At 64.3% G+C, this 26,407-nt stretch carries 26 protein-coding genes; 13 read left to right on the top strand and 13 right to left on the bottom strand.

The features are described 5' to 3' along the window. Positions 1-413: 413 nt before the first annotated feature. Positions 414-566: a hypothetical protein gene (locus tag GTZ97_RS16500; protein ID WP_201748316.1), complete on the top strand. Its 153-nt coding sequence runs from the start codon at positions 414-416 to the stop codon at positions 564-566. An 8-nt stretch (positions 567-574) separates the two neighbouring features. On the opposite strand, the gene GTZ97_RS15590 is transcribed toward GTZ97_RS16500, so the two are convergent. After that, on the bottom strand, positions 575-772 hold the full coding sequence (locus GTZ97_RS15590; protein ID WP_161651747.1) for a hypothetical protein: 198 nt from the start codon (positions 770-772) through the stop codon (positions 575-577). A 130-nt stretch (positions 773-902) separates the two neighbouring features. On the opposite strand from GTZ97_RS15590, the gene GTZ97_RS15595 reads away from it, so the two are divergent. Next, entirely contained in the window at positions 903-1,094 is a 192-nt protein-coding gene (locus GTZ97_RS15595; RefSeq protein WP_161651749.1) for a CsbD family protein, read from the top strand. Positions 1,095-1,267: 173 nt separating this feature from the next. Next, positions 1,268-3,244, top strand: coding sequence for a site-specific integrase (locus GTZ97_RS15600; protein WP_161651751.1), 1,977 nt, complete (start codon positions 1,268-1,270; stop codon positions 3,242-3,244). Between the two features lie 105 nt (positions 3,245-3,349). On the opposite strand, the gene GTZ97_RS15605 is transcribed toward GTZ97_RS15600, so the two are convergent. After that, on the bottom strand, positions 3,350-4,384 hold the full coding sequence (locus GTZ97_RS15605; RefSeq protein WP_161651753.1) for a ParB/RepB/Spo0J family partition protein: 1,035 nt from the start codon (positions 4,382-4,384) through the stop codon (positions 3,350-3,352). After that, positions 4,381-5,559 (bottom strand): ParA family protein, encoded by a 1,179-nt coding sequence (locus tag GTZ97_RS15610; RefSeq protein ID WP_161651755.1) that lies wholly within the window; start codon positions 5,557-5,559, stop codon positions 4,381-4,383. The genes GTZ97_RS15605 and GTZ97_RS15610 overlap by 4 nt, the downstream gene beginning before the upstream one ends. Before the next feature lie 643 nt (positions 5,560-6,202). Between GTZ97_RS15610 and GTZ97_RS15615 the strand changes: the two genes are divergently transcribed. After that, positions 6,203-7,474, top strand: a complete 1,272-nt coding sequence (locus tag GTZ97_RS15615; RefSeq protein ID WP_161651757.1) for a replication initiation protein — start codon at positions 6,203-6,205, stop codon at positions 7,472-7,474. 6 nt (positions 7,475-7,480) lie between these two features. Here the strand turns inward: GTZ97_RS15615 and GTZ97_RS15620 are convergent, their stop codons facing one another. Next, positions 7,481-7,663, bottom strand: a complete 183-nt coding sequence (locus GTZ97_RS15620; protein ID WP_161651759.1) for a hypothetical protein — start codon at positions 7,661-7,663, stop codon at positions 7,481-7,483. Between the two features lie 155 nt (positions 7,664-7,818). Here GTZ97_RS15620 and GTZ97_RS15625 point away from each other — a divergent pair, with 155 nt between their 5' ends. Beyond that, positions 7,819-8,919 carry a glycosyltransferase family 9 protein gene (locus tag GTZ97_RS15625; RefSeq protein ID WP_161651761.1) on the top strand — a complete coding sequence of 367 codons (1,101 nt, stop codon included), beginning with the start codon at positions 7,819-7,821 and terminating at the stop codon, positions 8,917-8,919. Here GTZ97_RS15625 and egtD read toward each other — a convergent pair. Both egtD and egtB read right to left on the bottom strand, forming a co-directional pair. Then, a complete protein-coding gene (gene egtD / locus GTZ97_RS15630; RefSeq protein WP_236651262.1) occupies positions 8,889-9,857 on the bottom strand; it encodes an L-histidine N(alpha)-methyltransferase in 969 nt (322 codons plus the stop codon). The genes GTZ97_RS15625 and egtD overlap by 31 nt on opposite strands. A gap of 44 nt (positions 9,858-9,901) precedes the next feature. Beyond that, the gene (gene egtB / locus GTZ97_RS15635; protein ID WP_161651765.1) at positions 9,902-11,131 is read right to left on the bottom strand and encodes an ergothioneine biosynthesis protein EgtB; all 1,230 of its coding nucleotides are present in this window, start codon (positions 11,129-11,131) and stop codon (positions 9,902-9,904) included. A 164-nt stretch (positions 11,132-11,295) separates the two neighbouring features. Between egtB and GTZ97_RS15640 the strand changes: the two genes are divergently transcribed. Together GTZ97_RS15640 and GTZ97_RS15645 are read left to right on the top strand one after the other, a co-directional pair. Continuing rightward, positions 11,296-12,231, top strand: coding sequence for a manganese catalase family protein (locus tag GTZ97_RS15640; protein ID WP_161651767.1), 936 nt, complete (start codon positions 11,296-11,298; stop codon positions 12,229-12,231). A gap of 77 nt (positions 12,232-12,308) precedes the next feature. Then, positions 12,309-13,154, top strand: coding sequence for a ZIP family metal transporter (locus tag GTZ97_RS15645; protein WP_161651942.1), 846 nt, complete (start codon positions 12,309-12,311; stop codon positions 13,152-13,154). Between the two features lie 24 nt (positions 13,155-13,178). Here the strand turns inward: GTZ97_RS15645 and GTZ97_RS15650 are convergent, their stop codons facing one another. After that, a complete protein-coding gene (locus tag GTZ97_RS15650; RefSeq protein ID WP_161651769.1) occupies positions 13,179-13,472 on the bottom strand; it encodes a hypothetical protein in 294 nt (97 codons plus the stop codon). 176 nt (positions 13,473-13,648) lie between these two features. Here GTZ97_RS15650 and GTZ97_RS15655 point away from each other — a divergent pair, with 176 nt between their 5' ends. Together GTZ97_RS15655 and GTZ97_RS15660 are read left to right on the top strand one after the other, a co-directional pair. Then, a complete protein-coding gene (locus tag GTZ97_RS15655) occupies positions 13,649-14,080 on the top strand; it encodes a hypothetical protein (RefSeq protein WP_161651771.1) in 432 nt (143 codons plus the stop codon). A 29-nt stretch (positions 14,081-14,109) separates the two neighbouring features. Further along, a complete protein-coding gene (locus tag GTZ97_RS15660) occupies positions 14,110-14,520 on the top strand; it encodes a PRC-barrel domain-containing protein (protein WP_161651773.1) in 411 nt (136 codons plus the stop codon). A 3-nt stretch (positions 14,521-14,523) separates the two neighbouring features. Here the strand turns inward: GTZ97_RS15660 and GTZ97_RS15665 are convergent, their stop codons facing one another. Then, on the bottom strand, positions 14,524-15,696 hold the full coding sequence (locus GTZ97_RS15665) for a zinc-dependent alcohol dehydrogenase (RefSeq protein WP_161651775.1): 1,173 nt from the start codon (positions 15,694-15,696) through the stop codon (positions 14,524-14,526). Positions 15,697-15,812: 116 nt separating this feature from the next. Here GTZ97_RS15665 and GTZ97_RS15670 point away from each other — a divergent pair, with 116 nt between their 5' ends. The 3 genes from GTZ97_RS15670 (at position 15,813) to GTZ97_RS15680 (ending at position 18,870) form a co-directional block, all read left to right on the top strand. Continuing rightward, on the top strand, positions 15,813-17,822 hold the full coding sequence (locus tag GTZ97_RS15670) for an AsmA family protein (protein WP_161651777.1): 2,010 nt from the start codon (positions 15,813-15,815) through the stop codon (positions 17,820-17,822). A gap of 92 nt (positions 17,823-17,914) precedes the next feature. After that, a complete protein-coding gene (locus GTZ97_RS15675; protein ID WP_161651779.1) occupies positions 17,915-18,409 on the top strand; it encodes a hypothetical protein in 495 nt (164 codons plus the stop codon). A gap of 131 nt (positions 18,410-18,540) precedes the next feature. Beyond that, positions 18,541-18,870: a BON domain-containing protein gene (locus GTZ97_RS15680; protein WP_161651781.1), complete on the top strand. Its 330-nt coding sequence runs from the start codon at positions 18,541-18,543 to the stop codon at positions 18,868-18,870. Positions 18,871-18,948: 78 nt separating this feature from the next. On the opposite strand, the gene GTZ97_RS15685 is transcribed toward GTZ97_RS15680, so the two are convergent. The 3 genes from GTZ97_RS15685 to GTZ97_RS15695 all read right to left on the bottom strand — a co-directional run bounded on the left by GTZ97_RS15685 (position 18,949) and on the right by GTZ97_RS15695 (position 21,887). Further along, positions 18,949-19,599: a YiaD family glycine zipper/OmpA-like lipoprotein gene (locus tag GTZ97_RS15685; RefSeq protein WP_161651783.1), complete on the bottom strand. Its 651-nt coding sequence runs from the start codon at positions 19,597-19,599 to the stop codon at positions 18,949-18,951. A gap of 58 nt (positions 19,600-19,657) precedes the next feature. Beyond that, on the bottom strand, positions 19,658-20,896 hold the full coding sequence (locus tag GTZ97_RS15690) for an NAD-dependent epimerase/dehydratase family protein (protein ID WP_161651785.1): 1,239 nt from the start codon (positions 20,894-20,896) through the stop codon (positions 19,658-19,660). Between the two features lie 535 nt (positions 20,897-21,431). Then, complete coding sequence (locus GTZ97_RS15695) at positions 21,432-21,887, bottom strand: hypothetical protein (RefSeq protein WP_161651787.1); 456 nt, start codon at positions 21,885-21,887, stop codon at positions 21,432-21,434. Positions 21,888-22,035: 148 nt separating this feature from the next. On the opposite strand from GTZ97_RS15695, the gene GTZ97_RS15700 reads away from it, so the two are divergent. Continuing rightward, entirely contained in the window at positions 22,036-23,196 is a 1,161-nt protein-coding gene (locus GTZ97_RS15700; protein ID WP_330863627.1) for a mechanosensitive ion channel family protein, read from the top strand. Here the strand turns inward: GTZ97_RS15700 and otsB are convergent. Both otsB and GTZ97_RS15710 read right to left on the bottom strand, forming a co-directional pair. Next, positions 23,163-24,020, bottom strand: a complete 858-nt coding sequence (gene otsB, locus GTZ97_RS15705) for a trehalose-phosphatase (RefSeq protein WP_161651789.1) — start codon at positions 24,018-24,020, stop codon at positions 23,163-23,165. The genes GTZ97_RS15700 and otsB overlap by 34 nt on opposite strands. Before the next feature lie 6 nt (positions 24,021-24,026). Further along, a complete protein-coding gene (locus tag GTZ97_RS15710) occupies positions 24,027-26,405 on the bottom strand; it encodes an alpha,alpha-trehalose-phosphate synthase (UDP-forming) (RefSeq protein ID WP_236651263.1) in 2,379 nt (792 codons plus the stop codon). Positions 26,406-26,407 lie beyond the last annotated feature (2 nt).

Genomic DNA, 26,407 nt, shown 5'->3' on the forward strand with positions numbered 1-26,407 from the left:
GGACAAGCGCAAAGCGGGCCAGATCAAGGCCAGGAACAACTGATGTGATGAGCGCCCAGGTGGGTCACTTTTACTCCGACGACAACATCGGAAAGTGGGTCAGTTTTAAACCGACGTTGACAGCTACAGCAGGCGAGTAAGCGCCAACTGAAAGCCTTCGCAGGCGCGCCATCTCTGTGGCCCGGACCCCCTGCCGCAAAAACGATCATTCAGCTGCCGACCATTCGATGCCTGCACGCGATCAGCTCTGTTCGCTGACTTAATGGGCCGGTGCCTGAAGATGATGCACGCTGATGCTCAGGAGGCCGTTGCCTCGCCAGAGGCGGGCCAGCTTTGAACCGACGCCGCACGGAACACTGGCAGTTGTTGCAGGGCGGTGTTAAGGTGGGTGTCCTCCACTGAAGGCACGCCCTATGGTCAAGCCCAATTACCAGTTTGAAAAGCGCCAGCGCGAACTGCAAAAGAAGCAGAAGAAGGTGGAGAAAGCTCAGCGCAAGGCATCGGCTGCCGGTGGGGACGAGACGCCCGATGACCGTTCGGCACCCGGCAACCCTCCCGCGAACTGAGTGCCCGCTCAACCATGAGCCGAGCGGTTCATGGCCGCCCGCCAGCTCACCGTCATCAGCTCGACCTTGCCATCCGTCGTCGCAAGTTCTGCATTGAGCTTGTCCAGTTGACCCCGCTGTTGCTGCATCTGCCGTTGAACCTGCTGTTGCAGGCCCCACAACCCGTCGTGCACCGCGAATGCAGCACGAATTGCGGCAATCAACACACTGGTGATGCCCCCCACTCGCACTGGTTGTCGGTAAAGGCAACCTGACGCGGGCGTGAGGGGGAACATGGATTGCAACTGAGCGAAGAGCCGGGAAAGTCCCCGGCAGCACGTGAAGAAGGAGCTAGCGATGAACCGAGACCAAGTGAAAGGCCGCGTTGACCAAGCCGTGGGCAAGGTAAAGGAAGAAACCGGTGACCTGCTGGATGACAAGTCGATGGAGCTGGAAGGCAAGGTCGACAAGAACATCGGCAAGGCGCAGGCGGAGGCGGGGGACGCTCGCGAGGACGTGAAGGACCTGCTGAACCGCAAGTCGCCGTAAGAAGCTCAGCCGATCTGTGAGGGCGCATGCCGTCCTTCCATGGTCGTTTGCGAATCAGCCCACCTCACGGGGCGGCACATGATGTGTCGCCCTATTTTTTGGTGCCTGACAAACATGATTACTGCAATAATCAATACGCAAAATTAATTCACCAAATGCGCGATTTGTAGACCATGGCAGTGGCCGACAACCCGGTTTCCCTCACACGCCGAAGAGGACGTCCAGTCGGCGCAGGCAGCCGCGTCCTTCAGACTGGCGATGGCGTGCTCGGCCTGCATCACCTCGCCTTTTTGCGCAGCTGGCTGCAGGGGCTGGACGTGAAATGGGCATGGGAGCGCTACATGGCCTTCGCACAAGCGTCCTCCGATCTGCGTCACATCGAGCACACCCGCCGGCAACTGTTGGCAACCGTGTTGCGGCTGGGCCATCAGCTGAACCTCACGCTACCGCCTGAGCGTCAGATCTCACGGGCCCTGAATGTCTTGAGCAAGGAGCCGGTCGTGGTGCCGGCCAAGGTGCAGCCTTCGCTGGATGAGTTCATTCAGCTTCAAGGGCTGGATCCCGACATGTACAGCGAGGCGGAGCTGCTGGAGCTTTACCAAGAGCACTACGCCACGCCAGAGACCGATTCCAGCAGCGCCCATGTCCAAGCCTTGAACCAGGTGGGGGCCCTTTTGGCCACACCGCCCTCCCCTGCCGACCCTGTGAGCCGCTGGCTGGATGAAGGTCTGGCGGCCAAGCTACGGGGTGTGGGGGTGATCAGCGTGGCCAACCTGATTGACCTGATCAACCTGGACGGCTACCGATGGTTTCGTCGGGTTCCCCGGTTGGGCGAGGTGCGGGCGGGCCGCATCGTTGCATGGCTCGACAGCCTAGAGGACGCACTGGGCTCAGCGATTGTCGAGACGGCCCGCACGCCACCGCAGCGACTGCACGCCGCGCAAACTGCCGCACTGCGCATGATCGAAGACGCGCCACGTTTCGGTATCGTGCCGTTGGACGTGCTGTTGGTGCCCTCCTCCCTCAGCGGCGCCCACGGCGTCTTCCGCACACGGATGCCCAACACGCTCGGGGCGCATGACGACCTTGGTGCGGTGCGCGCGTGGCTGAACAAGTACCGCGAGCGCCCGCACACGCTGCGGTCCTATCGCAAAGAGGTCGAGCGCTTCTTGCTGTGGTGCCTTCATGAACAGCGCAAGCCACTGTCGTCGATCGATGCCAATGACTGCCAGGCCTACCGCGATTTTCTGCAGCACATCCCGGCACCCTGGTTGAACTCGCGGCGCCTGCCTCCGGGTCACGACGGCTGGCGACCGTTTCGCACGCAGTTGGAACCGGGTAGCCAGCGACTCGCGCTGGTCATCGTGCAGGCCATGTTCGAGGGGCTGCGCGATGCAGGCTACTTGGCTGCCAACCCGATGCGCGCCGTGATGACAGGCTTCAACCTGCCTGCAGCGCGCATCAATGTGGACAGGTCATTCACCGCACGTGAATGGGATTTTCTGATGGCCTGTGCGGAGTCCGAGGCACCCTCCCCTCGTCAGCAACGGGTGCAGCTGCTGCTGGAGCTGCTCGTGGCCATGGGGCTGCGTGTTGATGAGCTGGCGAAGGCCAACCTGGCAGACCTGCATCGGGTGGAAGTACAAGGTGAGGCGGACGCGTGGCTGCTGGTCGTGACCGGCAAGCGCCGCAAGCAGCGAGAGGTCCCGATGCCCGACCACGTGGTGGCGTTGATCCACGCCCATCACGCTGCTTTCGACGCCATGGGAGCACCGCCCTCCCCTGCCCTCATCCGCGCGCTCGCCCGCCCGCCCCGCTGGGTGGCCACCGACGATGGCATCGAGTTGGACGCCCCGCCCCAACAAGGGCGCTTAGGGCCGGCCGGCATTTACACCTGCTTGAAACGCTTCTTCCAGCGCGCCGCGTTGCACTGCGCAAGCGCCGGACTGGATCCTGATCGACTGCGTCGCGGCTCCACCCATTGGTTGCGCCACACCTTTGGCCGACAGGCAGCAGCGGATGCAGTGCCCGTGGAAATCATCCAGCAGGCGCTGGGGCACGCCTCGCTGGCCACCACCACGATTTACACCACGACGGAGCGTGACCGCATGATTCGAGCGCTGAGGGGCCGCAGCAAGCGGCGTGATTGACTGTTGTACCGTACAACAAGAAAGGGGTGTTGTACGGTACAACACCCCTTACGATTGCATCCCACAGCGCCCTACTGTCATGACGCCGTTGTACCGTACAACAACTCAACGAAAAGCGTGGGCCAGCGCCTCCACCAGTTGGTCGCGCTGCTGCGCCGTGAGCTCACGAGAGAACAGCACCGAGGTCGCGCCCTCCTTCGAAGTGATGACCGTGGCCAACCCAAGCCCGTTCGGCAAAGAAATCTGAACCTGGCTGGGCTTGAGCTCCTCCGCCTGTGCAGACGACTCAAACGTCAGTTCAGAAAAGGTCTGCTTGGCATCCATGCCTCGACCGGCGGCGCGCTGCGCTGCAATGCGACGCGCCCGCTCGATGACACCGGCTGCATCACGCTCGAATGCCCGGGCCAACTTGGTCGACCAGTTGAATTGGATATCGGTCCGCCGAGGAAACGCGTCCAGCACCACCGCCGGCAAACGCGCAATCCGGCAAGCTTTGGAGACGTTGCCCGGGTCCTGGCCAATCGCGTCGGCCAGCGCCCGCAACCCATCGAAGAGCCCCCACCCCTCAAGATCCGATCCTTCGGTCAGCTGGTTTCGCGGTGTCATCGCCCGCAGGTACCAAACGCCCTGCTCATACGCCGAAAGCGACTTGCGCTCCCGGTTCTCGCGTTCCATCTCGACGAACTGGCGCTGTTCGTCCAGGCCCTCGTCGACGATGGCGCGCACCTTGAGCCCCAGCTCGGCGCAGGCCCGGTGACGTCGGTGCCCGTACACGATCTGGTAACGCCCTGGCTGTGCGGGAAACGGCACGACCTTGATGGGCTGCACGTTTCCACCTGCCGCGCGCACCTCCTCCTTGAAGCGCGCGAAGTCGATGCCCTCAAAGTCGATCCGATTGGCAAAACGCGAGGGGACCACGGCTGCCGGATCCAGTTCGAGGACGGGTTTGGCGCCCGCCCAGGCCTGCACGCGCTTCTTGAGCTCCGCGTTCTCGGCCTCCAGCGTGCTCTTGCGCTCGCTCAGCATGTCACCCACGCTCGTGCGGGGACGGGGTGGGGCAGGGCGCGGTGCAGCCGGGCTGCCCAGATTGCTCAGATCGAGCGCCGCGGCCAGATCAGTGGTTCTCACCCGCTTGTTCATGCGGCTCTCCAGTTGTTCCACACGCCGACGATCTCGGACTCAACCTCGTCGACAAAGGCCTCATACGCGTCAAAAGCGCGCGCATAGGTGTCCGCATCCACCTGGCTCTTGGGCAGGTCATAGATCGTGCCAAAGCCCAAGCCAGCATTGGTCACCGTCTCGGATTCCGGCACCTCCGTGCTCAGCACACGCCCGGCATACACATCGCGGATCCAACTGCGCACGGCGGCCCCGGCAGTGGCGTTCTTCGGCTTGACCCGGGACAGCACGATGTCCACGAACTCGAAGCGCTTCTCGTCGCCACGCAGGTCGCTGAGGCTGCGTGCAATGTCCAGATAGAGCGACCAGAACTGGCTGAGCGACGCGAAATCCAGGTTGCTGGCCTGCACCGGGATGACCAACCCGTCGGCGGCCATCAGGGCATTGATGGTCATGTAAGACAGGCTGGGCGAGCTGTCGATGACGATGACGTCGTACACATCGCGCAGTGGATCCAGGCCCAAATCCAGCGCACGCCAGAACTCGAAAGAGGGGTCGTCCTTCTGCCGAGCCGGCAACTTGAACTCGGCGGCATACAGCCGGGTCATCGCCGGGATCAAGTCCAAATCTGGCCAGTACGTCGGGCGTACGGCGTAGCTGGCATCCGACTGCTCGCCAGAGAACAGCGGCGACAGCGTGTGCTCCTCATCGATCTCCACCCCCGGCAACAGGCCACACAGCGTGGTTAGGGATGCCTGCGGATCCACGTCGACCAACAATACCTTGTGGCCCCGCAGGCTCAGCCCTTGCGCCAGATGAGCCGCGGTGGTCGTCTTAGACACGCCGCCCTTGAAGTTGGCCACGGCCACAGTCACCGCGGGCTGGTCGGAAGGACGCAGGTTCTCGCTGCGAAACTTGCGCGTCCACTGCTGCAATTCGGCGGTGGACCAGATCTTGCGGCTGGAGCCCTCCGGTAGCGTTCCTTCAGGAACCTGGCCCTTTTTGGCGTGGTAAGACACCTTGGCCCGGTCCATCCCGACAAAATGCCCGAGCTGAGATGCGTTCCATACCGGGGCCTTCTTGACTGCGTCTGGAGAGAGCAGCGTGCCGCGGATCTTTTCCAGCGCCAGTTCGGCGCGTTGCGAGATCTGTTCGATCTCGGCCAGGCCGGCTGGGCCATGGGGTGTCAAGTTCATGCTGATGACCACACAACGGGGTGAATACCGCCGCGTATGGTATCGACTTGACGTTTTCCCGGCAATGGGGCAATTTTTGTAGAAACGACCGAAGTTTGAAAAAACTACAGTCAATGTCGACATTGGCGTTTGGCGCTCGTGCTTTGCACCCCTGCCCCCGTCTGTCCAGATCTGCACCCTGTCTTGGAGAGGCTGATGCTCAAAACACCAAGGGATTCTAAAAGACTACTGATCAAATACAGAAGATTTAGGGCTTGTGGAAAAGACGTAAATGTCTAATTTTATCAAGCACTTAACGCGCTCCATCTGTCCAGGCTCACACCGCAACTGTCCAGATTTGCACACGCATCGTCCAATCCCGCACCCGCTTTGTCCGCTCTTGCACCATCTGTCCAGATTTGCACCGCGACTTATCCACAGCGGGCAGGCCGCCTGATCGTTTCATGATCGATGGCTCCGCTATGCCTCCGAATGCAACTGTCCAGCTTTGCACCGTCACACGGTCGGCACACTCAACTGTCCAGTTTTGCACCGATTCTGTCCAAAGGGTTATCTGTTTCTGGACAAAGCAAACCGTTCCAGCATCGGTAGAAATGTCCAGAAAGCTGGATGCCATCGGACAGATGGGGTAGCATCACGCTTCATGACCACCGATCTGGCGCCCCGCTCTTCATCCAAGCCGCTGTTTCAGCGGCCGCGCGCGCTGTCGGTGTTCGCGCCCAAGGACAAGGGCTGGACGGCTGACTTGCGCAAGCTGTATGCGTGTCTGCTGTTCGAAGCCCAACGGACCATACGCAACAAAGGTGCGCCCCCGCTGTCCACGGAGTTCTTCCTGGCGCCGTGGCTGGACACGCTGGAGGCCGCTGGCATCAGTGCGAACTCGCGGACCACGATGAAAACGCGCTTGAAGGCGCTTCAGCGCATCACGTTTGAGTACGAAACATTCGATGAACAGACGCAGCAGTTCATCGCAGGTGAGGGGCCTTTGATTGGCGAGACCGCCTACTCGGAAGGGTTCATCCACTACCAGCTGCCCGTGACGCTGGTGCGGGAGCTGGCCGAGCCGCGGCGATGGTCCATGCAGGATCTGCGCATGCTGGTGGGGCTCGAAAGCTATGCGGCGGTGGCGCTGTATGACCTGGCCTGTCTGTATCGCAACAACCCCGGTCAGCTGACGCATCGCGAGACGCCGGTGTGGTGGGTGCATGCGCTGTCGCCGGTTCGACGTTCGCGTGAGTGGCGCAAGTTCAAGGCCGAGAACGTCGTGCGCGCCATCGAAGAGATCAATGACAAGACCGATCTGGATCTGGAGCTCATCGAACACAAGGAAGGCAAGGCTGTGGTGGCCGTGCAGTTCCGTGTGCGCCAGAAGGCAGTCGGTGGAGGAACATCCTCGCCCCAGGGGCCGCTCGATGGCCGAGTTGTCCGCCGGCTGGCCGGGCTGGATGTGTCTGAACGGGCCGTGACCGCATTGTTGCAGGCCCACAGCACCGATGCCGTGTGCACGGCGCTGGATCAACTTCACCATCGGATGGCGCAGCGCCACCTCGTGCCTGTGGTGAACCAGCTCTCCTACCTCAAGAGCATGCTGACACCGGTCAAGGTGGCGCAGATGGAGGTGCTGGCCGAAGGGGATCACCCGCCCCAGTTCGACCCGGGCATGGCGGCGGACATCGCGGTCATGGCTGCCGAGCCGACCACCGGGTCCGGCATGATGCCGGTCGACCGCGTGGAGCGCACTGATCCGCTGGCGGGACTCAGCGAGGCGCAGCGGGCCGAGCTGCTTGGACGGCTGGAGACGCTGATGCGCGACAAACGCGTGCTGACCCCTGCTGCGCAACGGCGCATCCGCGCGGGAGATGTCTCGTCTCCCTTGTTGCGTCTGCACCTGGCCGAGCTGCTCAAGCCCGAGTAGGGCCACTCAGCCGCAAGGGGCCGACCACTCGCGCAGCAGTTGGGCCACCAAAGGGTGGCCGCGCTGCTCGGCCAGATCGATCAAGGCTTTCACATTCCCGTCGTTGACGCGTTCACGGCCTCGGCCGGCGACCAGGTCACGCAGGATGTCGTCCAGTTCCGGATTGGTGGAAGGAGGGGAGGGCGGCATGGGAGATCTCTCCGTGAAGGGCGGTGCCGCTTTCGCGGCAAACAGCAGACCCGCATCACTGGCCCTGGTACAGCGATTGCCCTGCCGGGCCCATGACGCAACAGGCCATGTCAACGGGCGCACCACGTCAGACCCGCCTACAAGGATCCCGCCGCATGGCCATCGACCGTCGCCTCGGCCCCGTGCGCCGATTGGCTGTGCTGCGCGCGCTCAGCCTCGGGGACCTGCTGTGCGCCACGCCGGCGTTGCGCGCGTTGCGTGCCCGCTTTCCGCGGGCTCATCTGACGCTGGTGGGGCAGCCATGGATGTCAGAGTGGGCCAAGCGCATGCCTTTCGTGGACGACTGTGTGGCCATGCCAGCCCATCCACTCACAAGCGAGCAGATGAGTGTGGCCGATCCAGCATCGTGGGACAGCTTTGTGCATACCATGCAGCAGCGCCAGCTGGATCTTGCGGTTCAGTTGCATGGCAGTGGGCGCCTCAGCAATGGCGTGGTGGCCCAGTGGGGCGCGCGCCAAGTGCTGGCCTTTCATGAGCCGGGACAGCCTGTGCCACCCAATGTGATCGGGCAAACATGGCCCAAACGCGGCACGGAGGTCGGGCGCTTGCTGCAACTTGTGAGGGCTTTGGGGCTACCGGCTCACGCCGTGCCCCATGTACGCCTCTTTCACCCCGTAGAGGATGCGGACAGGCGCGCTGCGCTGGCGCTGTTGCAAGCGCATGGGCTGAGGCCGGGTCACACGACGGGCTGGATATGCGTGCATCCCGGCGCAAAATGGCCGTCACGGCGATGGCCTGTGCAGGCCTTTGCAGAAGTGGCTCGCGAACTGGCGCAGCGAGGCCACCAGATCGTGATCACGGGCACTGAGGGTGAGCATGATCTCGCCGCTGCTGTGCAAGCGCAGGTGCCGCAAGCCATCAACCTGGCAGGCTGCACCAACCTCTGGACCTTGGGTGCACTCATCGATGGTGCGCGCCTGCTGGTGTGCAACGACACGGGGGTGTCCCATGTGGCGGCCGCCCGTCAGACGCCGAGTGTGGTCATCAGCAGCGGATCGGATGTGGCGCGCTGGGCGCCTGCCGATCCGGTTCGTCATCGTGTGCTGTGGTCGCACCGGCCTTGTCGCCCATGCGAACATCCCATCTGCCCTTACGAGCATGGCTGCGCCTACGACATCGCACCGGAGAAGGTCCTCCACGAGGCGTTGCAGCAGCTGGGCGACGCTCAGGCGTGCAGCAGATGGCGGCTCTCTTGAGACTCCAGCCACTGCAGGGCAAACCAGCCCTGCACGTCCGTCCAGACCGGGCCTGGATGCCAGCCGCAACTGCTGGCCAGATGCTGCAGTTCACTGATCGTGAACTTGCGCGAGGTTTCGGTGTGCAAGGTCTCGCCTTCATCGAACAGGAAGTCGTATCCGCACACCTGTACAACCTGTCGAGCCTGGCTGACAAGGTGCATCTCCACGCAGCGCTCATCCGGGCGGTAGCAGGCATGGTGGAAAAAACGCCCCACATCGAAGGTGGCGTTGAGTTCGCGATTGGCCCGGGCCAGCAGGTTCAGATTGAAGGCGGCCGTGACCCCGGCCACGTCGTTGTAGGCCGCATGCAGCACGGAGGGATCCTTGACCAGATCGACACCGATCAGCATGGCCCCACCCGGCATCATCTGGTGCACGTTGCACAAAAAGGCGCGGGCCTCATCCGGCTCGAAGTTGCCCAAGGATGAGCCGAGCAGCATGCCCACGCGGCGGCCTCGAGGGCCGCTTCCCCGTCGCACTGCGGGCCACTTGAACGGGCGCATGAAATCGGCCTCGATGGGTTGTACCCGCAGCCAGGGATGGTCCGTTTTCAGGCGACGCGCCTCGGACTTGAGGTGCTCACCCGAGATGTCGACCGGGCAGTAGCGCATGGGCGTCTGCAGGTGATCGAGCAAGACCCGCAGTTTGGTGCTGGGCCCCGCGCCGAACTCGATGAGCTCGGCATGCTGCCCGATGCAATGCGCAATCTCGCGGCCGAAGGCGCGCAGGATGCTGATCTCGGTTCGGGTGAGGTAATACTCTGGCAGTTCGCAGATGCGCGCAAACCACGCCGAGCCCTCCGCATCGTAGAGGTACTTGGGGGAGATGCGCCGAGGATGCCCGTCGAGTGCCATCGTGAAGGCATGAGCAAAGGCCGACAGCGACCCGGAGGACATCCCGCCTGCGCGAGGTGTGGAAGCGATGGATTGAGGAATTGCGCTCATCGGTCTTGTGCGAGTCGGATGCCTGAGAACTGCCAGCGGGCATCGGGTGGAAAGTAGTTGCGGTAAGTCGGGCGCCAAGTCCAGGAGGGCGTGGCGTGACTGGCGCCCCGCAGCACCATTTGTCCCACCATGAACTTGCCGTTGTATTCGCCCAGCGCACCTGCCCAGGGGCGGTAGCCGGGGTAGGGGCTGTAGGCCGATTGGGTCCATTCCCACGCCTGGCCCACGCCCTGATGGCCGTGGTGGATGTCGTGAACCTGCTGCCACGCTTCCCACTCGGCTTCAGTGGGTAATCGGGCACCAGCCCAGCGGGCATAGGCCTGGGCCTCATGCCAGCTCACGTGCTGCACCGGTGCCTGTGGGTCCAGCGGCTGCAGGCCCTGAAGCGTGAAAGCCCATCCAGAATCGCGCCAGTGGAGTGGGCCGGTCCAGTGCTGTTGCTCAATGGCGTCCCATCCATCGGATGACCACAGTTCGGGGCGGCAATAGGCGCCGTCGTCGATGAACTCCTGGAACGCTGCGTTGGTGACGGGGTATCGGGCGATGGCGCAGTTACCCAGGACGACGGCATGCCGAGGTCCTTCATGGTCAAACGCAAAGCCTGTTCCGTTGTGGCCGATGTGGTACGTCCCGCCCGGTACGTCGTCCCACCCTGGCTCGCAAGGCGGTGCCGGTGAGGTCGGCAGGGCAGGGTAGGCACATGGTGCAAGCGGGTTGTGCGACAAGGCAAACAACAGATCGGTCTGCAGCAGCTCCTGATGCTGTGCCTCGTGCTCCAGCCCCAGCGTCACCAGCCAGAGCAGTTGCTGCCAGTTTGCGGACGGGTGCGTGTCCATCAACGCGCCCATGGCTTGGTCCACGGCCTGTCGGTAGCGCAACACGGCGGGCAGGTCCGGGCGGGTCAGCAGACCACGCTGTGGACGCGGGTGACGTGGGCCCAGGCTGTGATAGTAGGAATTGAACAGGGTGCCGTAATGTGCGTCGACCACCACGTAATCGGGGTCGAGGGCACGCAGCACCACCGTCTCAAAGAACCAGGTGGTGTGGGCCAGATGCCATTTGCCCGGACTGGTCTGGGGTGCAGCCTGGATGCACAGATCTTCCGCGCTCAATGATGCGATGAGTGCCTCTGTGTGTGAACGCACCGCCTTGTAATGGGCGCGCAAGGCAGCGCGCGCCAGGGGCGCGTCTGTTGCGTTCACATCGTGGGCGAGGGGGCTGAGCATGAACCGGAGGGGAGTGCGACGTGCCGCCGAGGCGGCAATTGACGTGCCTGCCTGCGGCGATGCGCCGGGCATCGCCTTTCAACAGGTGCCCGGTTTGCTCTGAGCAGACCATCCTGTTCTCCACCCCAGGCCGCTGAGCGGCCGTCAGCCCTTGAGGAGCCCCCATGTTTGCCCACAACAAGCGTCTGCAGTACACCGTGCGTGTCAGTGAAACCAACCCGGGTCTGGCCAACCTGCTGCTGGAGCAGTTCGGGGGGCCCCAAGGCGAACTGGCCGCAGCTTGTCGTTACTTCACCCAGGCGCTGTCCGAGGACGATGCAGGTCGCAAGGACATGCTGATGGACATCGCCACGGAAGAACTCAGCCATCTCGAGGTCATCGGCACCATGGTGGCGATGCTCAACAAGGGAGCCAAGGGACGTTTGGCCGAGTCGGTCAACGAGGAAGCCGAGGTCTATCGGGGCATTGCTGGCGCGGGCAATGACTCGCACGTCACCCAGCTGCTGTACGGCGCGGGGACGCCACTGGTCAACTCGGCGGGCGTGCCCTGGACGGCCGCCTACGTCGACACCATCGGCGACCCCACCGCGGATCTGCGCTCCAACATTGCTGCCGAGGCACGGGCCAAGATCATCTATGAGCGCTTGATCAATGCCACCAGCGATCCTGGTGTCAAGGACGCGCTGCGTTTTCTGATGACCCGCGAGATCGCGCACCAGATGTCATTCGAGAAGGCGCTCTACGCCATTCAGCCCAACTTCCCCCCTGGCAAGCTGCAGGGTGATGAGCGCTTCACCAAGGTCTATTTCAGCACCTCTCACGGTGATGCCGATGTGCGGGGGCCCTGGAACAGCGACGAGAACTTCCAGTACGTCGAGCGGCCCGAAGACCTGGCCCCGGTGGACGGCGGCAGCGGCATGGCAGAGGTAAGCCTGGCACAGGACGAGATGCGCCTGCTGGAGCAGCTCAGCGAACGCACCGCATCTGACACCACCATCAATCCGACCACTGGTGCGGAACTGGGCGCACAGGAAGGCGTGTTGCTCGGGCGCACGAACGGGCATGGCAACGGCATGAGCGGCTCTCCGTCGTCGCTGTGAGCGCGCCCGCGCCTTCCTCCTCCCCCGCGGCGGCCTTGCGCTATACGCTGCGGCGCACGGTGGGCCTGCTCATCGTGATGGGGGGCGTGGCAGCCATGGCGCACGCGATCTGGCACGACCTGATGGGACGAGAGCCCGCTGTGGCACAGGCTTGGGCTGCGGGCTGGATGGCGGCTGCCGCCACCGCGCTGGGCACCTTGCCGGTCTGGTTCTCGTCTCCACCATCTGATCGCACCCGGGATGTGCTGATGGGCTTCGGGGCGGGTGTGATGCTCGCCGCCAGCGTGTTCTCGCTGATTGTTCCTGCCCTGGATGCTGCGGCCGACCTGGGTCACCAAGGCTGGATGCGTGCCGGTCTGGTCGGGGCAGGGTTGCTGCTCGGTGCGGGGTTGTTGATGCTGATGGAGCGACTCATGCCCCATCAGCACTTCATCAAAGACGAGCCTGCGCGTGGCCGGGGGGGCAATGGAGCGCGGCCGCGCCAGCAGCGTCTATGGCTGTTCGTGATGGCCATCACTTTGCACAATCTTCCCGAAGGCGTGGCCATCGGGGTGGCTTATGGCGGCACCGATGCGGCACAGGCCTCGGCGTTGGCAACTGGGATTGCCATTCAGGACGTCCCGGAAGGGCTGGTAATTGCCACGGCGCTGGTGGCTGCGGGCATCCATCGGCTGCCGGCAGTGCTGCTGGGTGCGGCCTCTGGTGTGGTTGAACCCATTGGCGCCCTCGGCGCGGCCTGGATGATGGAGTGGTCGACGATGCTGCTGCCCTGGGGTCTGGCGGTGGCGGCGGGCGCCATGCTCTTCGTCATCAGTCACGAAATCATTCCCGAGACCCACCGCCAGGGGCATGAAGTCCAGGCCACCACCGGTCTGATGGTGGGCTTCGTCTTGATGATGATGCTCGATACCGCGTTGGTCTGAGCCCGCGAAAGCGGGCCTGGGCCGTCAACGGCTGGGCTGAGTGAGCCGCGACACCACCACCCCGACGGCCACGGCAGTCAGCACGGATGCCAGCGGGTGGTCGCGCACGCAGTCTCGCAGCGCCTCCAGCCACTGATACTCCAGATCGCCCAGTTCACGGGCCTTGTCTTCCAGGGTCTGAGCGGCTTGAGAAGCGGAGGTGTTGAGTTGATCCAGAGCGCCTTCTGCGGAGGAGGCAACCTGGTCGATGGCTTCATGGGCGGCCTGAGCTGTGCGTTGCACGAAGTCGCCGCCGGCGGTGTTCGGGTTGGTGGACATGCCATGTTCCTCATGTGGTCTGATGGCTGCGCAGGGCAAACTGCATGCCGACCCGCCCAGAACGCCTCAGTCTCGGGGGGACAGGGCACGCGTGCCAGGGGTGCCGGCGGGGTCGGCCCACCTGGGCGCGTGGCTTGCCTCGTGAGGGGCATGTCAACCAACCCTCGGAGATCGACATGCCTTCTTCGCCTTATCTTGCGGCCCCGCGGCATGACGCCGGATCGGTCGTGACGCTGTGGTGGGATCTGGCCTACAAGGCCGGCCAGATCATGTTCTCAAGTTTCCAAATCGGTGTGACCTGCATGGATCGGATGACCCGCCTGGCCATCAGCTCAGCCGCACCTTGGACAGCGCCCATGCGCCTGGTAGCCAACGATCCGATGGCTGAGGAGCAGGTGGTGCCGCCTACTCCGCCCATGCCGGAGCCTGCCTCGCCGCCCATGCCATCGCCTACACCCGATCCCCTGCCGCCCGAGATCGATGACCCGCCGCCTGTGGAGGTGCCCAGCCCTGTTCATGAGCCGCCCGTGATGCCGACGCCGGTCGCTGCGGCGGCCCAGGCCGTGGCCAGCCAGCAGGACAGCCCTTATCTGACCCCACTTCCCTGACCGACCTCATCCTATTTGCGGAGCACACCATGAGCATCACTCAAACCCTGACAGGCTCTTCCCTGCTGGGCCCCGTGGAGGGCGGGCCCGGGCCGCGTCTGATGACCGCGGCCACGCTGACGGGGGATCCCGTGGTCAACCTGGCGGGCGATACGCTGGGCAAGATCAGTGAGATCATGCTGGACGTACCGACGGGGCGGATTGCCTATGCCGTGATGTCCAGCGGCGGCTTCCTTGGCCTTGGCGACAGGCTGTTTGCACTGCCCTGGTCAGCGATGACGCTGGACACTGACCGCAAGTGTTTTGTCATCGACGCAGACAAGGCGCGCTTCGACGATGCGCCAGGATTTGACAAAGATCAGTGGCCATCGGAGGCCGACTTTGAAGTCCTCAGACCTCGGGTGCACGCCTACTGGGGCGCCCGAGGTTACTGGGAGTGACGCTTATCGCGCACCAGGCCGCAGGATGACTTTGCGGCAATCGTCCTGCTTGCGGTCGAAGAGGCGATAGCCCTCCTCGGCCGCCTCCAAGTCCATGCGGTGCGAGACGATGATCTCTGGATGCAGGCGACCCGCCTCGATGTGACGCAGCAACTCCGGCATGAAATGCTGGACATGGGTTTGCCCCATGCGCATCGTCAGGCCTTTCTCGAAGGCATCGCCGAACAGAAAGCCGTGGATGAAGCCGGCATATACCCCAGGCACCGACAGGCAGCCGCCCCGGCGTGTCGCGGCGATGGCCTGACGCAGCGCATGCCCGCTGGATCCCTCGAGCTTCAGATTGGTCAGCACGGTTTCGACCGTGCTGCCCTTGGCTTCGAAGCCGACGGCATCGATGCTGGCGTCCACCCCACGGTAATCGGTCGATTCGATGATGAACTGTGCCGGATCGTCAATCAGGTCGAAGTTGACGGGGATGACGTCCCATGTGTCCTGTGCAAACGCCAGCCGGTAGGCATGATGATCGACCATGAAAATGCGCTCCGCGCCCAACAACCGGGCACATGCGGCGGCCATGTAGCCAACAGGACCGGCACCGAAGATGGCCACACTGCTGCCGGGGCCCACTTCTGCCTGCCATACCGCCTGGTAGCCTGTGGGCAAGATGTCCGACAGGAAAAGCACGCGCTCGTCATCGAGTACATCGGGCACCTTGATCGGCCCGACATTGGCCTTGGGCACCCGGACATACTCTGCTTGCCCACCGGCATAGCCGCCGTAGAAGTGGGTGTAGCCAAACATGCCCGCCCCGGAACGCAGCCCCTTGGCGTTGAGCAGGGTACCGCGATCCGGATTCGTGTTCTCGCAGGATGCGAACAAGGTGCGTCGACAGAAGAAACAGTCGCCGCAAGAGATGGTGAAGGGCACGACAACCCGGTCACCCCGCTTGAGCGCGGTGACGGCGGGCCCGACATCCTCCACCACCCCCATGAACTCATGACCCAGGATGTCGCCAGTCTTCATGCCCGGCACCTTGCCGCGGTAAAGGTGCAGATCCGACCCGCAGATGGCGGTGGCCGTGACGCGCAGGATGATGTCGTCTGCGGCCTGGATGACCGGGTCGGACACTGTCTCGACGCGGACATCGTGGGCTCCGTGGTACACAAGCGCTTTCATGCTGGTCTCCGGTAGGAAATGGATGGCGCGCTGTACGGGGCAGGCGGCATGCCACATGGCGGCAGTGGCGGCATGCCGTTTGCAGAGCAGGGGCCTCTTCCCTGCAAGGTGTCGGTATGAACGAACACGACCGTCTGCCCATGTGGCGGCGGGTTGCGCGCAAGCTTGGCTGGGTGATGCTGCTGTTGCTGACGTGCGTGCTGGCGGCAGCAGCAGTGGCCGAGCACCGAGGTTGGCCGTTTCTGCGGGATCCACTGTCGCAGGCACTCAGCGAGCGGCTGGGTCGTCCGGTTGTCATGGACGGCACCTTCAGGCTGCAGTTGAGGGGGCCCATTTCCCTGAAAGTCGATCGACTGACGGTGGCGCAGCCTGCGTGGATGGGTGCCTCAGGCGATCCCATGCTGCGCCTGGCGGACCTGTGGCTGGTATTGCCCTGGCGCGAGGCCTGGGCCGTGCTCAGCGGCCAGCCTTGGCAGCAGATGCGGCTGGCCCACGTGGGCGCCCGTCAGATGGACCTGGCGTTGTGGCGTGATGCCACTGGCCGTGCCAACTGGAGCCCCCGGGCCGACGGACAGTTGCTGCCAGCGCAGGCCGGGACGGACAGCTCGATCCTGCCGCGAGTAGATCGGCTTGTGGTGAACCAGGCCGTGTTGCAATGGCGCGATGCCATCTGGGCCCTGGAGCTTGACGCTCGCGCACGAACACACGAAGGCGATGACGAGCACGGCGGCCCCGGTTTGCAGGCGTCGGGACAGGGGCGCTACCAGGGGCATCCTTTCACGGTCAGGTTGTCGTCCGCCGGGGTGCTGCCCCTCATGGATCGCCAGAAGCCGCAGGTGGCGGTGCCGGTATCAGTCACCGCGCAGCTCGGTGGTGGGCGCCTGTCTTTCGACGGCACCAGCGAAGATGTGCTGCAACTTGACGGGCTGGACGGACGCGTGGATGTGCGGGGCCGGTCGATGGCCCGACTGGGTGAGGCCATTGGTGTGACGTTGCCGACCACCGCACCCTTCGTCTTGCAAGGCCGCCTGCAGAAGCGGGGCGACCATTGGGCCCTGCGCGATAGCCATCTGCATGTGGGCGAGAGTCAGCTAGGAGGATGGTTTGAAGTGGACAAGCAGCCAGGGGTCGTGCCTGTTTTGCGCGGGGAGCTCACAGGCGCCCGGCTGGCGCTCAAGGATCTGGCGCCCAGCTTCGGTGCGGCAGCGCCAGGCAGCACCCAGACGCGCCGCCCGGGTGCGCGCATGCTGCCCGATCGGGAATTGGACGTGCCGTCCCTGCGGGCATTGGAGGCCAACGTGCGCGTCCGTCTGGCGCGCGTGTCTCTGGGGCAATGGTTTGAGCGTCCGCTTGCGCCGCTGCATGCCGATCTGCGCCTGCGTCAGGGGGTGCTGACGCTCAACGACCTGCGGGCCAGCACGGCCGATGGCACGCTGGCTGGGCGCATCGCGCTGGACGGACGCCAGCCAACCTTGCGCTGGGACGCACGCCTGCAATGGCATGGCATCCGGCTGGAGCGTTGGCTTCAGGCAGACAATCCGCGAGCCCGGGGCGCTGATGCCTCCTACATCTCAGGGATGCTCTCCGGCCGTGGTGATCTGGCCGGACAGGGCAACTCCGTGGCCCAGCTCATGGCGTCGCTGGACGGCCAGGTGCTGACCTGGGTGGAGAAGGGACAGCTGTCGCGCTTGGTCACGGAAGTGGCCGGCCTGCATGTACTGGAGGCCTTGGGTCTGCTCATTCAGGGTGACGAGCCAGCACCGTTGCGTTGTGGTGTGGCCCGTTTTGATGTGCGCAATGGGGTGATGACACCCAAACCCGTGGTGGTGGATACCGGGCGCAGCACGATTCTGGTGTCGGGGCAGGTGTCGCTGGCCGATGAGCGGCTTGCGCTGACCGTGACCAGCACCCCCAGGCACTTCACCTTGATTTCGCTGCGTACCCCCATCGACGTGACAGGGACACTCTCTGATCCCCAGGTCCGCCTGCGCCCAGCCCCCATGGGCGTGCGCGCGTTGTCCGCCTTGGCGCTGGGCGCGGTGGCGCCGCTGGCAGCCCTGCTGCCCCTCATTGATCCAGGAGCCGAGCAGCCGGGATGCGAAGCGCTCCTCAAGGCGCCTTCTTGATGTGGCCTGGCTGGTGGGCTGGGAACAGGCCTTGCCCCGTTGCCAGGGCAAGGCAGCCCCTGCTGCCCAACCCATCAGGAAAGGGACACACCATGGCTTCACAGGGAAGAAAGGAAACCGATCCGGCTGATGCCACCCGTCAGCCTGGCGAGGAAGGCAACTACTACACCGGTGGCAATCGCGGCATGGCCCACATGAACGAGCCCGGCCAGCACCCCGGTCATCTGTCCGACGACCCGACGCGCTACGAAGGCGCGTTCGGCAGCCCCACCGATGACAGCTGGTTTGATTCGGACTATCAGCGCTGGCGCGAAGAGCAGTTGCGCCGCTTCGATGATGACTACCGTCGATGGCGACAGGAGCGGTTTCAGCGCTTCTCAAGCGAGTTCACCCAATGGCGCCAAGGGCGTGAGGGCGGCTTCCAGGAGGGCGCCCTGGTCAGCGCTGGTGCCGTGGCCGCAGAAGCCAGCAGCGAGCAGACAGCCGCTGGCGCCGCCGCGCCGTTGTCCGAGCCTGCGCTGGCCGCTGCGACGGGGCCCCACGGGCCGGTGGTCAGCGAGGCCGACCCCACTTCAAACGCCGGCTGAAGCATGGCTATCCCGGTGATCACAAACTTTGTTACAGCGTGGGCCCGCCGTTTGCCACACGGGGTTCGGGCGCGGTCGTGGCCCTCAGTCACGGTCGCGGTTCGTTTCACCGTCATAAAGGAGAACGCAAGATGAAGAACCTGCTCGTTGCCACCGCTGTGGCCATTTCCGCCACCATGAGCCTGAGCGCCTGCGCTGTCACCAGCGGCCAAAGCACCGTCGGCGAGTATGTCGATGACACGACCATCACCACCCGCGTGAAGGCACGCTTCGCCGAAGATTCAACCGTGAGCGCCATGCGCATCAACGTCGAGACGCTCAAGGGTGAGGTGCAACTGTCTGGCTTCGCTGCGAATGCGGAGGAGAAGGCACGTGCGGCCGAGGTGGCCTCCAAGGTGCCTGGCGTGACCAAGGTGCGCAACAACATCTCGATCCGCCAGTCGGGTAGCGCCAACCAGTAAAGGCATGGGGGACTGCATTCGATGTGGTCCCCGGACATTGCTTAGCCCGGCTGGGTATGTGACCCAGCCGGGCTTGCTTCATCCTGCCTGGCCCGTGTCACGCACGAAAATCTCGACGCGTCGATTGCGCGCCCGGCCATCGGCTGATGCGTTGCTGGCCACCGGCTCCCGGGCGCCACGCCCTGCTGTCTCGATTTGCTGGGCGGGCACCCCCCGGTCGACCAGATAGGTTCTGACCCGCTCGGCGCGTTCACTGGAAAGCCGATCGTTGATGGCGTCGCTGCCGGTGTTGTCAGTGTGGCCGATCACGCGCACGCGCATTCCCGGCTGGTTGCGCACGCCTTGCGCAAATTGATCGAGGACTTGTCGCAGTTCGGGTTTGATGTCTGCCCGACCCACATCAAATGAAATGTCGGCCGGCACATTGAGCTTGAGCTGGTTGTCTTCGGTACGAGACACTTCCACACCTGTGCCGCGCGTGCTCTGTTCCAGCTCGGCTTGCTGCTTTTCCAGGTGACGCGACCACACATTGCCTGCGACGGCGCCCAGGGCGCCGCCGATTACCGCGCCTGGCAGCACCTTGCCGCCCGTGGCCTTGCCAACCACCGCGCCCGCGACTGCGCCAGCACCTGCGCCGGTGGCCACACGGCGATCCCGCTCCCCCATGTTCTCACACGCTGCCAGCAAGGGCAGGACGATACACAATGACACCAGGGTGGCTTTCTGCATGATGAGCTCCAGTTGTTGTAGTGCCCCCGCGCGGCAAACCTTGTTCCCGTGTGGGCCTTCAATCCGACGCGCGGTCGCCCAATATCCAGAGCACGGCCAGCGCTGGGCCTGCTGCCCACAGTGACGACAGGAGTCCTTCGGAAGGCGCCCATCCCGCCCATGCCGCGACAAGCAACATGCTGATCGCGAGCGCCTGAAGGGTCCACCACCAACGTCTTCGCTGACGCATGCTGCCGATGGCAAGGGTCGCCGCCCCCAGGGCCAGCGCACCACCGAGCCAGTCCGCCAGGGTGCGGGGCAGGCCACTGGCTGCAGGCCATAGCCCCACCATCTGGCCGAGCCAGAATGCGGCCATGGCTGCCTGGAGCAGGGGGCGCTGCCACACCCACGCGGACAGCGAGCGCGCGCCCTCTGCTTCGCCGGTGGCGATGAACTGATCCAGGTCCTTGGCGGGGTGGCCCAGCAGGGTGCGTGTGATGCTGCCTTCCGTAGACGGACTGGTCTCGATGAGGCGCCAGGTGTCCTGGTTAAAAGGCCAACGCAGCCGAGATCCCAGGGCGGCCGTCGTGCGCACGACCCACGTGGGCACGCTCAGACTCGCGACTGGCCGCATGCGCATGGCCCGTCGCAGCGTGGCCAGGGCATCGTGCAGGCGCCATGGACGGGGGCCTGCCAGCCGAATGATGCGCCGGGCGTAAGCCTCGCTGGTGGCCAACCTGACCAGGCAGGCGACCAGATCCTGCAGGTGGATGGGTTGCAAGGTCTGCCTGCCGCCTGCGGGGACAGGCAACCGGGGCAAGCTGGCCAGCCCCATCAGCCATCGGATCATGGGGGCGTCCAGGGCAAACACCAACGACGGCTGGACGACCACGCCGTCCAGTGGCAGCTTCAGCAGGTTGGCTTCCGCCGCGGCCTTGCTCGCTAACAGCGCACTATGCGAGCTCGGGTCGGCCCCCAGGGAGGACAGGTGGATCACGCGGCGCACCCCGGCCAGCACGCATGCCTTGAACAAGGCTCTTGGCGCTCTGACATGCACATTACGGAAGTGATGTGCCCGGCGCTCATGGCGCAGACCCACCGTGTTGATCACGACATCCACACCGTAGAGCAAAGGCCACCAATCCATCACTTCGGTTGCATCGTGGAAGTCCACGCTGACCGTGCGCGTGCGGATGCTCAATGCCTTCAGGCGTGCCGACTCCCGGGCCACGCCAATCACTTCATGGCCTTGCGCCAGCAACGCCTCTACCAGACGGGAACCGATCAGGCCAGTTGCGCCAGTCACCAGGATGATCATGTCAAGGATCCAGCCTTAAGGGCGGAATGCGGTTTGCTCCAGCCCCCGAATGATGAAGAACGCGCGTTCCCTGGCCACTGTGGCATTGGCAGCTGGCACTGCGGCGAGTTTGGCGTCGCTGTTTGCACTGATGGTCCACAGCCAACGCAGTCGTCACACGCCCTGGCAAATGATCAACGCCCCCAGCCACTGGGTACATGGGCAAGAGGCGTTGCGGCAGCGACAGTTGTCGGGCCAGCACACTTTGCTCGGCTTCGCGATTCACCACCTGAGCTCCTTGTGGTGGGCCGCTGTGTACACACGCATCTGCCCTTGTCCCGCCGGTCAAGCCCAACCTTCCATGGCCCGCGCGGCCGTGGTGGCCCTGGGAGCGTGGGTGGTAGACACCTGGCTCGTTCCCCGGCGCCTGACGCCGGGCTTCGAGCGGCAGGCCACCCCGGCTGGCCTGCTTGTCATCTATGGAAGCTTCGGGGCGGGACTCTGGTTGGGCCACCTCTGTCATGCACAGACGGAGGCTGGCCCGGCAGAGCGATGTTCAGCGCGCAGAGCCAGCGCCGGTCCCGGTCCCGGTCCCTGTCGTGCCGCTGCCAGCACCGGTGCCATCCGCGGGAGCGGTTCCCGTGCCGCTGCCGGTTCCACCAGTGCCAGTAGTGCCGGTGCCCCTTCCGGTTCCCGTTGACGGTCCAGTGTCACCCGTGCCACGGCGAGACGTGCCATTGGTTTCATCATCCTCGCGTGCGTCACCGCGTTGTCTCGTGTTGTTCTTGCGTTGGGTCTTCGTGTCGCGGTCGTTGCGCCGATCCGCAGCCCGATCGTCGGCGGGCATGTTGTTGCCCGGAACGGTATCTGGCGGGGTGGTGCTGCTGCGATTGGTGGTCTCCGGGGTCGGTGTGGTGCCGGGCAGGGTACGGTCCAGGCTCTGAGCGTGTGCACCGGCAGCAGCCAGCACCAGCACGCTGCTCAGCGTGGCGGTTCGAATGAAGGTTCGCATGATGTGTTCCTCAAGAGGGGTCAGTTGGATGGAGGCGTAGCCGTCATGACGACGGCGCATCAGAACACGGCAAGCGGTGTGCCGTTCGCGCTGTGTACGGGCATGCGGATTGCACCCGGGAGGGCTCAGAACAAACAGGAGCATCTGGGTGAGGGCAGACTGGCACGCATGGGTGGCTGCATGGGACAGGGTGGATGCCGCATGGTGGGCCGTGCTCGCACTGGCCTGCGTGGCCGCGTTGCTGGGGTGGTTGGGCATTCGCCTGCTTGATGCCATCGGCCGGCGGTCTGCCAAGCGGGCGCCTGTGCTCAATGTGCTGCGGCTGGCTACCCACCGCCCTGCCAATGTGCTGGCCCCGCTGTTGGCCGTGGCCGTGGTGATGTCCAGCGCGTCGGATCAACTCGATGGCATCATCGGCGCAAGAAGGCTGATCACGGTATCGATCGTGGTGGTCATGACCTGGTTGCTGATGAAGGCGGTAGGGGCGGTCAGCGACATTGTCAGCGTGGTGCACCCCGCCAGCGACACCGACAACCTGTCCGCCCGCAGATTGCAGACGCAAACCCAGGTGCTGACACGGGTGATGGCCGCCGTGATCGCCTTGCTGGGTGTGGCCATGGCCCTGATGACCTTTCCCCAGGTCCGACATGTGGGGGCCAGCTTGCTGGCATCGGCCGGTCTGGCTGGCATCGTCGCCGGTCTGGCTGCAAGGCCCCTGCTGGGCAACCTCATCGCTGGTCTGCAGATCGGTCTGACTCAGCCCATCCGACTCGATGACGTCGTCATCGTGCAAGGTGAGTGGGGGCGCATTGAAGAAATCAATGGCACATACGTCGTGGTCCGCCTGTGGGACGAGCGGCGACTGGTGGTCCCGTTGGAGTGGTGGACGCAGAATCCCTTCCAGAACTGGACGCGCACGAGTTCAAACATCCTGGGGACGGTGTTTCTCTGGGTGGATTACCGCATGCCCGTGGCACCGCTGCGCGCCGAGCTGCAACGCTTTTGCCATGATCAGCCGAACTGGGATGGTCGGGTGTGCGAACTGGTGGTGACCGAATCGACGGAGCGCGCCATGCAGTTGCGTTGTCTGATCAGCTCGCGTGATTCGGGGCAGAACTGGGCGCTGCGATGTGCCGTGCGTGAACACATGGTCAATCACATCCAGGCCACCATGCCGGACTACCTCCCGCAGATCCGCACCACCTGGGCGCCGAGCGAGACCTTGCAGCCTGGCTATCCTGCCGCCATGCCCCTTCCCCAGGGGCCAGCCGGAGGTCAGGGCGTCGCGCCATCGGGTGGTCTGCCCTGACCACCTCTTCTTCGCCCGGCGGGCAGCAGGCGCCGCATGCCGCTCTGCCTGGTCTGCGTGGAAGGCTGGTTTCGCAGCGCATGGAGGCGTTGCAGCAAGGCAGCGACGTCAGCGGTATGGCGTACGCGATAGCGAGCCTGGGACGGCCCTTCATCACCGACGCGAATGGTCAGCCAGCTGTCGGGTGCGCGGGTGAAGGCCAGTTCGTCGGTGACATCGTCACCCACGAACAGCAGATGATCGCATTGAGCATCGGTCATCAAAGCAGCCAAAGCCTCGCGCTTGGTGACCGCTCTGGGTGGCAGCACGTTCATGACGTGGATGCCCGGGATCAGGCGGGGTGAGGGCTGGAGCGTGGTCAGTGCCGTGCCCAAGAACTGAACCAGGGCATAGGGGTGTTCACAGTGGCGGTGGTGAACCGACAAGGTGGCCCCCTTGTTCTCGAGTCGCAGGCCGGCCAGCTCGGGGTTGCGTGAGATGGTTTCTTCGAGCTGGCGTTGCCAGAGCTGGCAGATCCGCGTCTGTACACCCAGATCGGGATCATGGCCCGGCATGCCCTCGTTGCCATGGTTGCCGACGATGTACCGTACCGACGCGGGCAGGCGGGCCAGCAGGCTGGCGCGTGAGCGCCCCGATACCACGGCCACCTGCGCCACTTCCGCAAGTCTGTCCAGGGCGCGCCAGGTGGGCGTGTCCATGTGGGCCTCATCGGGTTCGTCCACGATCGGCGCCAGCGTGCCGTCGAAGTCGAAGGCCATCAGGGTGTCGGAAAGCGCCCATCGCATGAGCACCGGCAGATGCTGGTGAGACAAGATCATCTTCATGGCACGTCAGGCCTGTTTCGCGTGATCGATGGCCTGCTCCGTATCGGGGTTCGCGGTGTCGCCCCGACGGCGGCGCCACACATCCAGCAAGGTGCGTCGGGATGGCCGACTTGCCACCTCGACGATGCGGTCCTGTATCCGCATGCGCTGGCGCTCGTCGGCGGCGTCCAGCAGCATGCTGCCGGCCCAGCGGTAGATGTTGAAATCGGCAATGCGCTGGCGCAGAGCCCGCATGCGTTCACGCTGCTCTGCCGGATGCATGGACAAAGCCTGAAGCAGGGCGCTGGCAGTGTGGTCGATGTGATAGGGGTTGACCAGCAGGGCTTCCTGAAGTTCGCCCGCCGCCCCGGCGAACCGGCTGAGGATCAGCACACCATCTTCCAGATCACGGGAAGCGATGTACTCCTTGGCCACCAGGTTCATGCCGTCGTGCAGGCTCGTCACCAGTGCCACATCGCACGCGCGGTAGTGTTCCTGGACCGAAGCGCTGTCGTGTTGCTCAATGAGAAGAATGATCGCAGGGGCCGAGCCAGGCGCCTGAGCAGCAAAGCGTGCGTTGATGCGCTCGGCTTCCTGCCGCACCTGCTGCTCCAGCCTCAGGTACTCGGGCAGAGAGGAGCGCGTTGGCGCGGCGATCTGGATCAGCGAGAAATGGCCTACCCAGTCAGGCTGCTTGGCAAGCATGCACTCCACCGACAGCATGCGCTCGAGAATGCCCTTGGTGTAATCCAGACGGTCCACGCCCAGCGCCAGGCGGTGCAGGGCAGCCAGGCCATGACGTTGGCGTATCGCATGCCGCGCGTGGGCCTTGCGTTCCGCGGCATCCACGCCAGGGCCCTCCCAGTGAATGGAGATGGGGTAGTCGCGTACCTTGGTACGGTGTCCCTGGTAGGTGACAGTGGCGTTCTCTCGCGTGATGCGCGATTCCAGAAACCGGTCAACCGTCTCGAGAAAATTCTGGCAGTGGTAGCGGGTGTGGAAGCCCAGGATGGTGCTGCCCAGCATGCCTTGCAGGATCTCGCGTGCCCAGGGGCAGATGCCGAACGACTCGGGGTTGGGCCATGGAATGTGCCAGAAGGTGATGATCGTGGCGCGTGGCAGGCGTTCGCGCAACATGCGGGGCAGAAGGGCGAAGTGGTAGTCCTGTACCAGGATCACGGGGTCGTCCGAGCGTGCTTCAGCCACGATGGCATCGGCAAACCGCGCATTGACGCGCTGGTACTGAAGCCAGTCTTCTTCACGAAAGACCGGTCGGACATGTGCGATGTGACAAAGGGGCCACAACCCCTCATTGGCAAAGCCAAAGTAATAGCCGCGCTCCTCTTCGGGCGACAGCCACACGCGACGCAGCGTGTACGAGCCCTGCGGATCAGGCTCGCCCTGTTCTGCCGGCGGGACGCGGATGCGGGAGCGGGCGTCGACCACTTCGGCATCTGCGTCACCGCTGCCGTGTGCAATCCAGGTTCCTGAGCAGGCCCGCATCACCGGTTCCACAGCGGTCACGAGACCACTGGCCGGACGCTGAACCCGGATGCTGCCGTCCGGTCGGCGCTGATGAATGTAAGGTTCGCGGTTGGAGACCACCATGATCTCGTCGCCGGACAGGTGTTCCCGCAGCAGCAGCTTGAGCGTTTCCGGACGCCATTCGATCGTCGTTTCCTTGAGGATGCGCCGATCTTGGTGCACGCTGTTGAGCAGGCGATGCACATCGGCCACCAAGGGCTGCACCTCCGGCGTGGTCTGCGCTATCTCCGACGGTGCCCCGCCACTGCGCAACACGCTCTGGACGGCCTGCATCCAGCGCCGCCATGACCAGTGCGCCAGGCCGAGTGTGATGAGCGCCACGCTGATACCCAGCGCCCCGAGAACCCACAACAGGTAGCGCTGCGTTTCTTCGCCGCGCCGCCAGGCATAGGTGGGGTTGTGCAACACCAGAAGCTCTGCCTCGGGCAGGCCGGCGCCCGATACGCGCCCCATGGGCACCCGGTTGATGTGAACCGGGTGCGCCAGGTGGCTGGCATCTATCGCACAGCCATGTAAAGGAGGATAGCTCTGGCTCGCGGCAAACAGGTGGCCCTGTGCGTCACATACCGCCAGCGCATGAACCCGAGGATCCTCTACCAGGCGGTCAAGCTGAGCGGCCAGTGGCTGGGGCTCATGCGCCATCAAGGCCATGTCCACAGGTTGTTGCAGGGCCTTGCCCATCAAGCGGGCACGTTCTCCGAGATCGTGCTCGGCCCAGCTGAGCAGCAAAGGCTGCACCATGTACATCACGCCCGCCCCCAGTACTGTCACGACCAGGGCGATCGGCAGGATGAACACCACCACCAGCCGCAGCAGACGCTGCAAGGCCGCCATGGGGTATGTCAGAGGCGGTGCGGCCATGC

It is taken from the genome of Aquabacterium fontiphilum (assembly GCF_009909205.1).
GTDB classification, from domain to species: Bacteria; Pseudomonadota; Gammaproteobacteria; order Burkholderiales; family Burkholderiaceae_C; genus Aquabacterium; species Aquabacterium fontiphilum.